Consider the following 14,643-nt stretch of genomic DNA (forward strand, 5'->3'; position numbering starts at 1 on the left):
GGCAAGCACATGAGGGGTGTCGCTACTGATATCGGCACGATCCATTTCGTTGGCATAGGCGGGATCGGCATGTCCGGTATTGCCGAGGTGATGCATAACCTTGGCTATAAGGTCCAAGGGTCGGACGTCGCCGAGGGTTATGTGATTGCTGGTCTGCGCGGCAAGGGCATTGCCGTGCATATCGGCCATAGCGCCGATAATCTGGGTGATGCGGCGGTGATCGTCACCTCGACCGCGATCAAGCGCGACAATCCTGAAGTCGAGGCGGCCTATGAACGCCGCATCCCCGTGGTGCGTCGTGCCGAAATGCTCGCCGAGTTGATGCGACTGAAATCGACCGTCGCGGTGGCGGGCACGCACGGCAAAACGACGACAACGAGCATGATTGCGGCCTTGCTCGATGCCGGTGGTGTCGACCCGACGGTGATCAACGGTGGTATCATCAACAGCTATGGCTCCAACGCCCGGCTGGGGGCCAGCGACTGGATGGTCGTGGAGGCCGACGAAAGCGACGGCAGCTTCCTCCGCCTCGACGGCACGATCGCCGTTGTCACTAACATCGATCCCGAACATCTCGATCATTATGGCAGCTTCGACAACGCCAAGGACGCCTATGTCGAGTTTGTCGAGAACGTCCCCTTTTACGGCGCGGCACTGCTCTGCCTCGATCATCCCGAGGTGCAGGGCATCATCCCGCGTGTGCGCGACCGGCGTGTCGTGACTTACGGCTTTTCGGCGCAGGCCGATGTGCGCGGCGTGAACGTGACGCCAATCCCCGGCGGCAACCGGTTCGAAGCGATCGTGCGGAGCCGCGACGGCAGCCAGCGCTCGATTGAGGGGATCGAGATGCCGATGCCTGGCCGTCATAATGTCCAGAACGCGCTCGCCGCGATCGGCGTGGCGCTCGAGCTGGGCATTCCCGATGCGACGATCCAGCAAGGTTTCGCCAAGTTCGGCGGCGTGAAGCGGCGCTTCACCAAGGTCGGCGAAGTACCGCTCGAAGACGGGTCGGTGACGATCATTGACGATTATGGCCACCACCCGGTCGAAATCCGGGCGGTGTTGTCGGCGGCGCGCGAGGGGGCGACCAACCGGGTGATCGCGGTGGTTCAGCCGCATCGCTACACCCGGCTCGACAGTTTGATGGAGGAGTTCCAGCAGGCCTTCAACGATGCCGATATGGTGCTGGTATCACCGGTTTATGCGGCTGGGGAAGCGCCGATCGAGGGCGTCGATGCCGAGGCGCTGGTATCGGGATTGAAGACGCGCGGGCATCGGAGTGCGGCGACTGTTGCGGATGCGGCGGCGCTGGCCGAGGTGCTGGCCGAGACCATTCAGCCCGGCGATATAGTGATCTGTCTGGGCGCGGGTGACATCACGAAATGGGCGGCTGGGCTGGCCGATGCGATCGTGGCGGTGCGGGCGTGAGCGGCCACTTTTCTGCCCCCCTCCCGCTCGCGGGAGGGGCTGGGGGTGGGCCTGAACTGGTCTCTAGCACTCTTGTGGAGGCACCCTCGTTCCCACCCCTAACCCCTCCCGCAAGCGGGAGGGGAATGCCGACAGTGTCCGGCCGCCTCACCCCCAACGCGCCACTTGCCCCGCTCGTCTGGTTCAAGTCCGGCGGATTGGCGGATTGGCTGTTCGAGCCAAAGGACGTGCAGGATCTCAGCGAGTTCCTCGCCAACCTCGACCCCGCGACACCCGTCATGGCGCTGGGGCTTGGATCCAATCTGATCGTGCGCGATGGCGGCTGGCGGGGCGTCGTCGTGCGGCTGGGCAAGGCGTTCAGCTTTGCGCGCGCTGATGGCACGTCATTGACGTGCGGCGGTGGCACCTCTGGCATTCTAGTTTCCTCCACCGCGCGCGACGCTGGCATCGCCGGGCTCGAATTTCTGCGCTCGATCCCTGGCACGGTGGGCGGGTTCGTGCGCATGAACGGCGGCGCTTATGGCCGCGAGACGAAGGACGTGCTCATCAACTGCACGATCGTCTTGCGCGACGGGACGGTGCAGTCGCTGCCCGTCGACGCATTGGGCTATACCTATCGTCACTCGACGTTGCCTGAAGGCGCGATCGTGGTCGAGGCGGTGTTTCATGGCACCCTTGGCGACCCACAAGCGATCCAGGCCGAGATGGACCGCATCGCCGCCGCGCGTGAGGAATCGCAGCCGCTGCGCTCCAAGACGGGCGGCTCGACCTTCAAAAACCCGGACGGGCATAAGGCATGGGCGCTCGTCGACGCTGCTGGATGCCGTGGCCTGACGATCGGCGACGCGCAGGTCAGCGAGAAGCATTGTAATTTCCTGCTCAACCTCGGCGCGGCCACCAGCGCCGATATCGAGGCGCTGGGCGAAGAAGTGAGGACGCGGGTGAAAGCGCATTCAGGGGTAACTTTGGAGTGGGAAATTCAGCGGGTGGGGGAAGTAGCATGATGTCGCTGCTTATCCCGTCATCCCCGCGCAAGCGGGGATCCGTTGGGTGCAGCACGAGCAATGGAAGTGGTGTTTCCATCGGTTCCCACTTTCGCGGGAATGACGGTTGGTTGGTGAGTGCAAACAAATGGTAACTCCCCTCCACATCGCCGTGCTGATGGGCGGCTGGTCCGCTGAACGCGAAGTCTCGCTCGTCACGGGTGCGAATGTCGCCGATGCGCTTGAATCGCTCGGCCATCGGGTAACGCGGATCGATATGGGTCGCGACGTTGCTGCGCGGCTCGCCGAAGCCTCGCCAGATGTCGTCTTCAACGCGCTTCACGGCACGCCGGGGGAGGATGGATCGGTGCAGGGGATGCTCGATCTGATGGGGTTGAAATACACCCATTCGGGCCTGGCCACGTCGGTCATCGCGATCGACAAGCAGCTGACGAAGTTGCTGCTCGTCCCGCACGGCATCCCGATGCCCGGCGGGCGGATTGTGAAGACGGCAACGCTGTACGAAGCCGATCCGTTGCCGCGTCCCTATGTGCTCAAGCCGGTCAACGAAGGCTCGTCAGTCGGCGTTGCGATCGTCACCGAAGACGGGAATTACGGCAACCCGATTGCGCCCGATGCGGTGGGGCCGTGGCAGGAATTCGAGGAACTGCTCGCCGAACCCTTCATTCGCGGGCGTGAACTGACGACCGCTGTCCTGGGTGACGAGCCGCTGGGCGTCACCGAGTTGAAGCCAAAGAGCGGTTTTTACGATTACGACGCCAAATATACCGATGGTATGACCGAGCACGTCTATCCGGCATTGATTCCTGATGAGATTGCGGCCGCCTGCATGAAGATCGCGCTCGATTCGCACCGTTTGCTTGGCTGCAAGGGATGCTCGCGATCCGATTTCCGATGGGATGACAATCTGGGGGTCGACGGGCTCTTCCTGCTCGAAGTGAACACCCAGCCCGGCATGACGCCGCTGAGCTTGGCGCCCGAACAGGCGCGCCACCGCGGTATGACCTATCCCCAGTTCGTCCAGCGTATTTTGGAGGAAGCGTTGTGAGTAAATCCATCCGTCGCGGTAATCCGCCCGCGCGCCGCCCGGTTCAGCCTAAGCGGCGTGTGGCCAAGGTACAAAAGCCATCGCAGATCGACCGTATGATCGCGATGCTGCCGGTCAGCGAGCGCACGTTGCAACGGATCGCGACCTGGTCGATCATGGGTGTGATCGGCGCTGGGGCGCTGGGTGTTGCGAGCCTGTTCGGCGTGCCACAGGCAGCTGGCGTTGCCGTTGCTGAGGAAATCGGCCGCGCGGGCTTCCGAGTGCGCGGCATAGAGGTGACGGGCGTCAAGCGGATGAACCCGATGACGGTCTATGCCGTCGCGCTCGATCAGCAATCGCGCGCGATGCCGCTCGTCGATCTGGAAGGCGTGCGCCAAAAGCTGCTCAAATATGGCTGGATCGCCGATGCGCAGGTGTCCCGACGCTTGCCCGACAAGCTGGTCGTCCACATCATCGAGCGCCAGCCCGCTGCCGTGTGGCAGGAAAAGGGGCAATTGACGCTGATCGACGCCAATGGCGAGCCGCTCCAACAGATTTCGCCCGATGAATTGCCCGAATTACCGCGCGTGATTGGGGAGGGCGCCAACTGGCAAACGCCTGCCTATCGCGCGCTGCTTGATGCGGCCCCGGCGCTGCGCCCGCTCGTCAAGGCGGCGACCTGGGTTGGCAACCGGCGCTGGAACATCGTTTTCGAAACCGGCGAGACTTTGGTTCTGCCCGAGGAAAATCCCGAAAAGGCGCTGGTAAAATTCGCCGAGCTCGACGGGGCACAGGCGCTGCTCGGCAAGGGCTGGCTGCGGTTCGACATGCGCGATCCGACGCGACTGGTGGTGCGCAAGCCCGGTCATCAGGGGCAGCGCGCGATTACCGATACTTCGACCAATGATAAGAGCAGCGACGGACCAAATACCGGCGCCGTCATGCGCATCGACCGGCAAGGATAAGACCATGGCCAAGACCGCACCCGAAGGATTGATCACCGCGCTCGATATCGGATCGTCGAAAGTCTCGGCGATGATCGCGCAAAAGGCCGAAGGCGGCGAGCTGGTGGTGCTCGGTACCGGCCAGCGCGAAAGCCGGGGCGTGAAGCGCGGCTATATCGCCGATATGGGCGCGACCGAGGCCGCGGTGCGCGAAGCGGTGGAACAGGCCGAACGGATCGCCGGGCTGAATATCGAGAATGTCTGGGTGAGCTTTTCGGCGGGGTGCCTGGTTTCAGATGTCGCCTCGGTGGAGGTCGAACTCGGCGGGCACCGGATCGAACAAGGCGATATCGACGAACTGCTCGCCGCGGGGCGGAATTCGATCGACCCCGCGGGGCGGATGGTGCTGCATGCGCAGCCAACGCTCTACACGCTTGACGGGCTGACGGGGGTGAAGAAGCCACTCGGGCTGCATGCCGATCGGCTGGGCGTGCATATCCACGTCGTCGCTGCGGACGGATCGCCGGTGCGCAACCTCGATCTGTGCGTGCGCTCCGCCCATCTTGAGGTGAAGTCGATCATCGCGTCACCGGTTGCGACTGGCATGGCCTGTTTGTCGGACGAGGAGCGCGAGCTTGGCGTGGCACTCGTCGAAATGGGGGCGGGCATCACCAATGTGTCGCTGTTTGCCGGCGGGATGCTGGTGGGGTTGACGTCGATCCCGTTCGGGGCGGCCGACATCACTGATGACATCGCCAGCGTGTTCGGCACCAGTCGGGTACAGGCGGAGCGGATGAAGTGTTTCTACGGCTCCGCCAATGCCTCGCCGCGTGACAATCATGACATGATCGATGTCGGGCCAGTGTCGATGGATGATGACGCCAGCGAAGGCGCCCGCATCACCAAGGCCCAGCTGATCGCGGTCATCCGCCAGCGGCTCGATCACCTGATGGGCGAAGTGCAGAAGGCGCTGGCGGAACTTGGGTTCGAAGGGCCGGTCGGGCGGCAAGTGGTGCTGACCGGAGGCGGTGCCGAGCTGAAAGGGGTTGCCGATTATGCCCAGGCGGCGCTTGGTCGATCAGTGCGGGTCGGCCGCCCGCGAGGGCTGACGGCATTGCCAGAGGCGCATAGCGGCCCGGCTTTCGCGACGCTGGCAGGGCTGGCGCATTACGCTGCGTCGAACCCGGTCGATTTGCGCGCCGCCTCCCCGGCGCACCAGATGGTGACCCGACCGCAGGGTTTTGCGGTGTTTCAGCGGCTGATGCAGGCGTTCAGGACAAATTATTAAAGAATTACGACAGTCATATTATGATTGGGGCTAGAGTAGCCGGATTGCATGGTGCAGAACGGCGCGAACGAACAAATGACCCGCTTTGCCAAGGGTCGTGATGGAGACATGGCGATGAGCATCGAATTCCTTCCACCCGAGGTCGACGAGCTGACGCCGCGCATCGCGGTGATCGGTGTCGGCGGCGCTGGCGGCAACGCCATCACCAATATGATGCGCGCGAATGTGCAGGGAGTCGACTTTCTGGTCGCCAACACCGACGCGCAGGCGCTGAAACAGTCGACCGCATCGCAGCGGGTGCAACTGGGTGCCAAGATCACGCAGGGATTGGGCGCAGGCTCACGCCCTGAAATCGGTCGCGCAGCGGCCGAGGAAACGATCGAATCGATCACCAAGATGCTCGAAGGCGCGCATATGTGCTTCATCGCGGCGGGCATGGGCGGAGGCACCGGCACCGGCGCTGCCCCCGTCATCGCCAAGGCAGCGCGCGACCTGGGAATCCTGACGGTCGGCGTGGTGACGAAGCCCTTCGCCTTTGAGGGCAATCGCCGTGCGAAAAGCGCCGAGGCGGGCATCGAGGAACTGCAGAAGTACGTCGATACGCTGATCGTTATTCCGAACCAGAACCTGTTCCTGATCGCCAATGCCAACACCACCTTCAAACAGGCCTTTGAAATGGCCGATGAAGTGCTGCAGCAGGGCGTACGCGGCATCACCGATCTGATGGTGATGCCCGGCCTGATCAACCTGGATTTCGCCGATGTTCGCTCGGTGATGCAGGAGATGGGCAAGGCGATGATGGGCACGGGCGAAGCCGAAGGCGACGACCGCGCGATCGTGGCCGCGCAAAAGGCGATCAACAACCCGCTGCTCGACGGCGTCAGCATGCAGGGTGCCAAGGGCGTTATCATCTCGATCACCGGTGGCGAGGATATGCGCCTGCTCGAAGTCGACGAAGCCGCCAATCACATCCGTGAGCTGGTCGATCCCGATGCGAACATCATCTGGGGCTCGGCCTTCAATCCCGATCTGGAAGGCAAGATCCGCGTCTCGGTCGTCGCAACCGGCATCGACGCCGACTCACGGCCGCAATCGGCACCCGAGCCATCGCGTGCGTTCAGCTTTTCGACGCCGCGCCGCGCCGAGTCACCTGTTGTCGCCGCTGAACCCGTAGCAGCCCCGGTGCCGGTCACGTTCGAAGCCCCGGCACCCGCCAAATCGGAACCGGAAACGCCGATTGCTGCTGATCCGGCAGATGACGAATTGGTGCTGGGCGAAGAAGCAGCGGTGCCAACGGCGCCGACCTTTGGTGGCGAAGCAGAAACGCCAGAGGATCGCAGCCAGTGGTTGGCGCCCGGCTCGCTCGATGCGCCTGATCCCGCGCCGACGATTGCGACCACCGAACCCGAACCCGCCCCGGAACCTGCACCTCGCGTCAAGGTGGGGGGGACATTGTTCGAGCGGATGTCGAACGTCACGCGCGGTGCTGCCAAGGATGACGATGGCACGGCCAAAGACCCGCTTGATATCCCGCGGTTCCTGCATCGCCAGAACAACCAGTAAGTCCCGGCGGGAAGGCGGGCCGGTTCATCGTCAAAGCGCCTCGCTCTGGCGCGTGCCGGGGCAAGGGGCATTGTCGGTTGCTCATTGCTCGGTTTTAGCGGAGCACCGATGCCCGGAATGATCCTTCATGCCGCCCGACTGGCGATCAGCGTGCCTTTGCTGCTGGCCGCAGGGCCGGTGCTTGCCGGGCAGAATCAGCCGCAATACCAAACGATGCCGGTGCCAACGCCTGACGCCGATGCCCTCGCTGCGGAGATGCGGATTCTGGGAAGCAATCCGTTCGATCTGCCCGCGCTGATCAGTGCAGGCGAAAGAACCCTGAAGCTGGGCGATATGGAGGCAGCCGCTGCGTTCTTCCAGCGTGCCGAGCGGATCAGCCCGAACAACGGCCGAATCAAGGCGGGCAAGGCACGCACATTGGTGCAGCTGGGTCGTCCTGGCGAGGCATTGCGGCAATTCAACGAAGCCGAGTCGCTGGGATATGGCGTCAGCGAAATCGCGGCGGACCACGCGCTCGCTTATGACCTGATCGGCGAACAGGAGCGCGCCCAGCGCCTCTATCGGCAGGCGCTTAAGCGACAGAGCGACGATGAGACCCAGCGCCGGTATGCGCTGTCGCTCGGGATATCGGGCAAGCGCGACCAGGCGCTTGAAGCGCTAGACGTACTGCTGCGGCGAAGCGACCGCGCGGCGTGGCGGGTGCGGGCCTTTGTGCTGGCGATGAATGGCGATGTCGCGGGCGCGAACCGGATTGCGGTCAGTATGTTGCCGGGCGATATGGCGGAGGGGCTCGCGCCGTTTTTCCAGATTTTGCCGACGCTCAGTCTCGCCAATCGCGCCTTTGCGGTGCATTTCGGTGAGGTGCGTCCAACGCCGGAGCGGATTGCCGATGCGCGGATGATCCCCGATCTGCCCGTGCTTGCGCCCGAACCCGTACCCGTGGTTCAGGTCGCTGCGGTCGATCCACGCAGCAAGGCGCAGCAGCGACGCGATCGCAACCGGCGGCGCAATAGCCCGGTTGAAGTCGCCACGCTGGTGCCACCCAAGATCGTCACGCCCAGCCAATTGCCGCCGCCGCCGCGCGTGGTGATGTCGACGCCCCAGGTGACGCAGCCAACAGCCGATCCGACCGTGCCTTCGCCTGTGCCCGCGCCGATGCGGAGCGCACCCGTTGTTTCGGCGCCTCCAGTGATCACGCGGCCCGCAGCCAATCAGCCCGTTGCTGCCGTACAAATGCCGGAGGTGTCACCACCCGTCGCCAAACCGCTGCCGACGGCGCCCGTGATCGTGACCAAAGTGCCAGAGCCAGCACCCGTCCGTCCGACGGCGCTGCCGCCTGTGCGGGCAACGGCATCCGCGATAGAGCCAGCGCCTGCGCCTGCCGCGCCACCAGCCGCCGTGGCGACAAGCGGTGCCGCATCACCGCAGATCGCACGCGCCAATCCTGTGGTCGTTCCACCCCAGCCACTGGTAACACCAGCGCCAGCGCCCAGCCCGATCGGTCCGCCTGAATCGCTATCGGCCGTGACGACGACGAATGATTCCCCCGCCGTTGTTCAAGCCAGACCGGCTGAAGAACCGGCGGCGACCGACGCGCCATCGCCGCCAGTCCCTTCGCGCCCAAAGCCGGTAGCGAGCGATGAATCGGTACTGGCGCGGATCATCTCGACCATCGGCGTTCCTGCCGCCGAGCTTGAGGTTGCGCCGGTCAAGCCCGTGGCTTCGCCATCGGCGGGTGCGCTTGCCGCGCCAATCGACACAAAGGCAGCTGCGAAGAAGGCGTTGGCTGATAAAGCGGCAGCCGAGAAGAAGATCGCTGACAAGAAACTGGCCGATGAAAAGGCCGCCAAGGCAAAGGCGCTGAAGGCAGATCCCCCGCGGATATGGGTGCAGGTGGCTGGCGGCTCCAGCGTCCGCGATTTACCGAAGGAATGGGCGCGGCTACGCGCCAAGGCATCGGCGGCGTTTCAATCGCGATCACCCTATACAACGCCGCTGCGCTTCACGAATCGCTTGCTGACCGGTCCTTTCAAGTCGGAGGATGAAGCGCAGAGCTTCGTCAACCAGATCGCCCGGTTCGGCTTGACCGGCTTCGTCTTCAACAGCGAGGCCGGGCAAAAGATCGACAAGTTGCCCGCCAAGTGAGCGTCCATGCGCCCTGGGCATCATACCCAGCGCGCAGCCGAGGCCGTCTTCACGAAGAACAAAACGCGATCGTTCCACATGCGCCGCGGGGCCCGCGCGATGCATTCCAGCGCGATCGGGATCGGATCATCCATTCGATCAGCTTTCGCCGCCTGCGCCACAAGACCCAGGTGTTCATGGCCCCTGATGGCGATCATTTCCGCGTCCGGCTGACGCACAGCCTTGAGGTGGCCCAGATCGGCCGCGTGATTGCTCGGGCGCTGGGGCTGAACGAGGACCTGACCGAGGCGCTGTGCCTGGCGCACGATATTGGTCACCCGCCCTTCGGCCATGCCGGGGAAACGGCGCTGACCACCGCGCTCGCCGAGCAGGGCGGGTTTGAGCATAATGGTCATACGTTGCGCGTGTTGATGGAGATTGAGGCGCCCTACCCGCGCTGGTCTGGCCTGAACCTGACCTGGGAAATGCTCGAGGGGCTGGCCAAACATAATGGCCCAATTGATGCGCCGGGCTGGGCGCTGGCGCAGGCCGATGCCTGCTTCCCGCTCGATCTGGGGCAATGGCCATCGCTGGAGGCGCAGGTCGCGGCGATTGCCGACGATATCGCCTATGACAATCACGATATCGATGATGGCCTGCGCGCCGGGTTGCTGACGCTCGATCAGGTGCTCGAGGTGCCGATGGTCGGGCGCATCTGGGATGCCGTCCGCGCGCGGTTCAGCGATGTGCCAGCCGAGCGCCTGGTCGGTGAGCTGATCCGTACACAGATTGGTGAGATGGTGACCGATCTGATTGCGGAGACGCGTCGCCGGATTGCGGCATCGGGCGTGGGATCGGCCGACGATGTGCGGGCAGCGGGAGAGTGTCTGGTCGGTTTTTCGCCCGCGATGCGCGATGATGAGCGCGCGCTTAAGCGATTCATGTATGCAAGTCTGTACCATCATCCGAACCAGCGGGCGGCGGCGCGGATTGCAGAGGGGATCGTCAGCGGGCTGTTCGCTGCCTATCACGCCGATGCTTCGCTAATGACGGCTGACTGGGCAGCGCGCTTGCCCGATGCGGAACCGCACCGCAGCCGCCACATCGCCGATTTCATCGCCGGGATGACTGATCGATACGCGATTACGCGGTACAAACAGGCCGTCGGCCCGATTGATCTGCCCGAAGGGTTCTAGCTTCTGGCGCGTAAAGCCTTTCAAAAGGTAGCCCTTATCTGGTGCACCTGTGATCGGAGACCGGCTCATGTCTGCGCCCAGCATCGCGCTCAACCGTTTTGGCCTTGGGGCCCGGCCTGACGAGGCACCGCCGGGTGCCAGCGCGAGCGCAGCGCAAGCCTGGCTGACAGCGCAATTCACCCGGTTCGATCCGCGCCCAGCGCCGATCGCCGCGCTGCCGGGTCGGCAGGTGATTGCGGGGCAGCTCGCCGATTATCTCGCCGGGCCGCGCCCGATGGGCAATAATGCGATGCGCACGCCAACCGCCGCATCCCCCATGGCGGAGGCTGGCCCCGACATGGCCGGGGCGATGGCAGCGATGCGCCCCGGTGCGGCTGAAAGCCCCGATGAGCCCGAGCCAATCAAGCGCGCGCGGATGTTTTTGCGCACGCAGGGGCGCGAAAACTATGTTGGTTGTGTCGGCGCGCGCGCCAATGCCGCCCTCCTATCGCCTGCGCCCTTCATCGAACGCATGGTTCATTTCTGGGCCAATCATTTTGCGATATCGGCGGACAAGCTGACGGTCATCGGGCTGGGCGGTTATCTGGAACTTGAGGCGATCCGGCCGCATGTGCTCGGCCGGTTTGGCGATATGCTGAACGCGGTGGAGCGGCATCCGGCGATGCTGCTCTATCTCGATCAGGCCCAATCGATTGGCCCTGCGAGCCCGATTGGTGCCCGCATCGCGGAACGCGGCCAACGCAAGGTTGGAATCAACGAGAATCTCGCGCGCGAAATCATGGAATTGCACACGCTCGGGGTTCGTACGGGCTATGCACAGGCCGATGTTACTGAATTTGCCCGGGCAATGACGGGGTGGACGGTTGCCGGCATCAATCGCGGGCCGATCGCGCGTTTTGCTGGTGCGAACGGCGCGCCGGGCGATTTCGCCTTTGCAGCGGCGCTCCATGAACCGGGCACCCGGACCATCATGGGCAAAACCTATCCGCAACAGGGCGAAGCACAGGCACAGGCCGTGCTCAACGACCTGGCAATGCACCCGGCGACGGCGCAGCATATTGCCACCAAGCTTGCCCGGCATTTTGCCGGCGATACGCCACCCGCAACGTTGGTTGCGCGCCTGAAGGATGCCTTTCTGAAATCCGGCGGTGACCTGCCAACGCTGTATCGCACGTTGATTGCTGCACCCGAGTTATGGGGAGATGCGCCCACCAAATTCCGATCGCCCTGGGAATGGTCGATCGCGTCACTCCGCGCAATTGGCGCGCGCGATGTACCAGCGCTGCAAGTGACGGGGCTGACCAATCAGCTTGGCCAGCCGACCTGGCGGCCTGGTTCACCGGCCGGGTTCGATGATGTGACGGCAACCTGGGCGGGGGCAGATGCCATCATGCGCCGGGTTGAGGCGGCCGAACGCTTTGCCGCCCGCACCGGCGGCACCGTCGATGCGCGGGTGCTCGCCCCCAAATTATTCCCCGGCGCGCTCAGTAGCGCGACCCAGGCCGCGCTCGCCAATGCTGACAGTCCGGGCCAGGCGCTTGCTCTGCTGCTCGTCGCCCCCGAATTCCTGCGGAGATAATGCCATGATCGATCGCCGTTTCTTCATCGCAGGTGGGGCCGCCAGTGCCGCAGCTTTGGGCTTTGCGCCCCGGCTCGTTTTCGCCAAGGCCGCCACGAACAAACGGTTCGTGTTCATCATTCAGCGCGGCGCTGCCGACGGGTTGGGGACGATCGCCCCTGTCGGCGATCCCGCCTTTGTGCCGGCACGCGGCGTGCTGGCGGCGGATTTTGCGGGCGTGCCAAAGCTCGATTCGATGTTTGCGCTTCACCCCAATCTCAAAACGGTTGGCGCGCTCTATGCCCAGAAACAGGCATTGTTCGCGCATGCCATCGCTTCGCCTTATCGCGATCGTTCGCATTTTGACGGGCAGAATGTGCTCGAGACGGGTGGGGCAGGGGCGTATCAGGTCAAGGACGGGTGGCTGAACCGGCTGCTCGGGTTGCTGCCTGCCGAAGCCGCCAAGGCAATGGCGGTATCGATTACCGTGCCGGCGGCGCTGCGCGGCGCCAATGAGGTGTCGAGCTATGCCCCGTCGGCCTTGCCGCAGGCGAGCGATGACCTGATGCAACGTGTCGCCATGCTTTATGAGGGCGATGCGCAGCTCCATGCGCTGTGGAGCGATGCAATGGGTACGCGCGCACTGACCGGCGATATGGGGGCGGACGGCCCGCAGAACGGTGTGCGCAATGCGGCCGCAACCGGCGCGCTTGCGGCAAAGCTGCTCGTGCCAACCGATGGCGCCCGGATCGCCATGATCGAAACTGGCGGCTGGGATACCCATGCGCAGCAGCGGGGGCGGCTGGGGCAGCAACTTGGCGGGCTCGATGCGATGATCGCGGCGCTGAAGGAAGGATTGGGCCCGCTTTGGGCGGATACGATGGTGCTGGTCGCTACCGAGTTTGGTCGCACGGTGGCACTGAACGGTACCGGCGGCACCGATCACGGCACGGCTTCGTCGGCGATGCTGCTCGGCGGCGCGGTGAAGGGCGGCCGCGTGATCGCTGATTGGCCGGGGCTTGCCGCATCGGCGCTGTACGAGGGCCGCGACCTGAAACCCACCCTGCCGCTTGATGCATTTATCGGCGGCGCCGTAGCGGGGCATTTCGGGCTCGATCCGGCGCGGGCGATGCCCGCGTTGTTCCCCGCCACGCGTGGAACGGCGATTGCCGGGCTGGTTTAGCCTATTGCACCCTTGGCGGCGGATTTTTGCCGAGTTCGATGATCAGGCTCGTTAGCAGATACAGGCGCGGGGTGAGCGAGTTGAGGTCCAGAAACTCGCCCTCAGTATGCGATCCGGTGCCGACTGGGCCAAGCCCATCGAGGGCGGGCACGCCGGCTTCGTGCGACAGGGCGGATTCAGATGCGCCGCCATTGCCGCTATGGACCAACGTCATGCCCGCTGCGGCGTAGATCCGATCAGCCAATGCTGCCAGCGCATCGGTTGAGGCGTTGGTGGGCAGCGGGGGAAAGCTCGCTTCGTGGCTCACGGTGACCTTGGTGTCGGGGATAATCCGGTTTTGCGCGTTGGTCTGCAGAATGGCATCGACCTCCTCACCCTGCTTCTTTTCCCGAATCCGTACATTGAGCGTTGCCGAGGCATCCTCAGGAATGATGTTGTAGCGCGATCCGGCATTCATCAGGGTGAGATTGACGGTCACGCCCTGGCCAAACTTTGGCAAGCTATCGGCGAGCTGGAGCTGGTGGATGAGTTCCAGTGCGGCATTGCGGCCTTCCTGGGGCGCGACACCGGCGTGCGAGGGGCGGCCCTTCACATCGATTTTGAATGAGGTGCTGCCCTTGCGCCAAACGGTTAGTGCATCGGGCAGATCGCCGGGTTCGAGGTTGAGTTCGACATCGGCGTCCTTCAGCAGCCGGTCGATCAGCTTGCGCGTGCCGGGCGAGCCACGTTCCTCGGATGTTTCGGACAGGAAAGTGATCTGCGCATAACCGCGCTGGCCAAGTTGTTTCAGCAGCTTCAGCGCAAAGATGCCCTCGATCACACCGCCCTTTTCGTCGATCACGCCGGGGCCGTAAGCGCGGGTGCCCTCGATCCGGAACGGGCGTTTGGCGGCGGTGCCGGGTTCGAACACGGTATCGGTATGGCAGATGATCAGGATGCGGCCCTTACCGGTGCCCTTCAATGTGCCGACGACATTGTCGGGCAGGGTAGGCAGTTCGGCGGGGATGAGTTCGACCGTCATGCCAAGTGCGCGCAATTCCGCCGCAACGAATTCGGACGCCTTTTGCCCGCTCACCTTGTCTCCCGTGCCCGAATCGATGTTGACCAGCTTTTCGAGCATCGCGAGCTGATCGGCGCGCGCAGCGGCGGCGGCTTTCCATACCGGGCCACGTTGGGCGGCCGGGGCGGCGACGGCAGGCGTCGCGGCCAGTACGAGGGAGGTCAGCAGGGCTTGGCGAATGAGGCGCAATTGATGGCTCCCGACGAGAATTTCTCGCAGCCTATGGAAAAGCCGTGCCCGACGCCACACTTTGCGCTGCTGCCCGCAT

Annotated in this window: 11 protein-coding genes; 10 read left to right on the forward strand and 1 reads right to left on the reverse strand. The window is 64.1% G+C overall.

Going from position 1 to position 14,643, the window contains the following annotated elements; translation table 11 throughout:
- The first annotated feature begins 9 nt into the window (after window positions 1-9).
- The 10 genes from murC (at window position 10) to B7Y49_RS04915 (ending at window position 13,315) form a co-directional block, all read left to right on the forward strand.
- A complete protein-coding gene (murC, locus tag B7Y49_RS04870; RefSeq protein WP_374126451.1) occupies window positions 10-1,428 on the forward strand; it encodes a UDP-N-acetylmuramate--L-alanine ligase in 1,419 nt (472 codons plus the stop codon).
- A gap of 125 nt (window positions 1,429-1,553) precedes the next feature.
- Window positions 1,554-2,432, forward strand: coding sequence for a UDP-N-acetylmuramate dehydrogenase (gene murB, locus B7Y49_RS04875; RefSeq protein ID WP_374126452.1), 879 nt, complete (start codon window positions 1,554-1,556; stop codon window positions 2,430-2,432).
- Between the two features lie 127 nt (window positions 2,433-2,559).
- On the forward strand, window positions 2,560-3,480 hold the full coding sequence (locus tag B7Y49_RS04880; RefSeq protein ID WP_374126453.1) for a D-alanine--D-alanine ligase: 921 nt from the start codon (window positions 2,560-2,562) through the stop codon (window positions 3,478-3,480).
- Window positions 3,477-4,424: a cell division protein FtsQ/DivIB gene (locus B7Y49_RS04885; protein ID WP_374126454.1), complete on the forward strand. Its 948-nt coding sequence runs from the start codon at window positions 3,477-3,479 to the stop codon at window positions 4,422-4,424. The genes B7Y49_RS04880 and B7Y49_RS04885 overlap by 4 nt, the downstream gene beginning before the upstream one ends.
- Before the next feature lie 4 nt (window positions 4,425-4,428).
- On the forward strand, window positions 4,429-5,691 hold the full coding sequence (gene ftsA, locus B7Y49_RS04890; protein ID WP_374126455.1) for a cell division protein FtsA: 1,263 nt from the start codon (window positions 4,429-4,431) through the stop codon (window positions 5,689-5,691).
- Window positions 5,692-5,805: 114 nt separating this feature from the next.
- The gene (ftsZ, locus tag B7Y49_RS04895) at window positions 5,806-7,254 is read left to right on the forward strand and encodes a cell division protein FtsZ (RefSeq protein ID WP_374126498.1); all 1,449 of its coding nucleotides are present in this window, start codon (window positions 5,806-5,808) and stop codon (window positions 7,252-7,254) included.
- A gap of 108 nt (window positions 7,255-7,362) precedes the next feature.
- Window positions 7,363-9,399 carry an SPOR domain-containing protein gene (locus B7Y49_RS04900; RefSeq protein WP_374126456.1) on the forward strand — a complete coding sequence of 679 codons (2,037 nt, stop codon included), beginning with the start codon at window positions 7,363-7,365 and terminating at the stop codon, window positions 9,397-9,399.
- Window positions 9,396-10,574, forward strand: a complete 1,179-nt coding sequence (locus B7Y49_RS04905; protein WP_374126457.1) for a deoxyguanosinetriphosphate triphosphohydrolase — start codon at window positions 9,396-9,398, stop codon at window positions 10,572-10,574. The genes B7Y49_RS04900 and B7Y49_RS04905 overlap by 4 nt, the downstream gene beginning before the upstream one ends.
- Before the next feature lie 67 nt (window positions 10,575-10,641).
- A complete protein-coding gene (locus tag B7Y49_RS04910; RefSeq protein WP_374126458.1) occupies window positions 10,642-12,153 on the forward strand; it encodes a DUF1800 family protein in 1,512 nt (503 codons plus the stop codon).
- A 4-nt stretch (window positions 12,154-12,157) separates the two neighbouring features.
- Complete coding sequence (locus tag B7Y49_RS04915; protein WP_374126459.1) at window positions 12,158-13,315, forward strand: DUF1501 domain-containing protein; 1,158 nt, start codon at window positions 12,158-12,160, stop codon at window positions 13,313-13,315.
- A gap of 1 nt (window position 13,316) precedes the next feature.
- On the opposite strand, the gene B7Y49_RS04920 is transcribed toward B7Y49_RS04915, so the two are convergent.
- Window positions 13,317-14,564 carry a glutamate carboxypeptidase gene (locus B7Y49_RS04920; protein WP_374126460.1) on the reverse strand — a complete coding sequence of 416 codons (1,248 nt, stop codon included), beginning with the start codon at window positions 14,562-14,564 and terminating at the stop codon, window positions 13,317-13,319.
- Between the last annotated feature and the right edge of the window lie 79 nt (window positions 14,565-14,643).

Origin of the sequence: Sphingomonas sp. 28-62-11, from assembly GCF_002278865.1 — a bacterium.
Lineage (GTDB): Bacteria > Pseudomonadota > Alphaproteobacteria > Sphingomonadales > Sphingomonadaceae > Sphingomonas.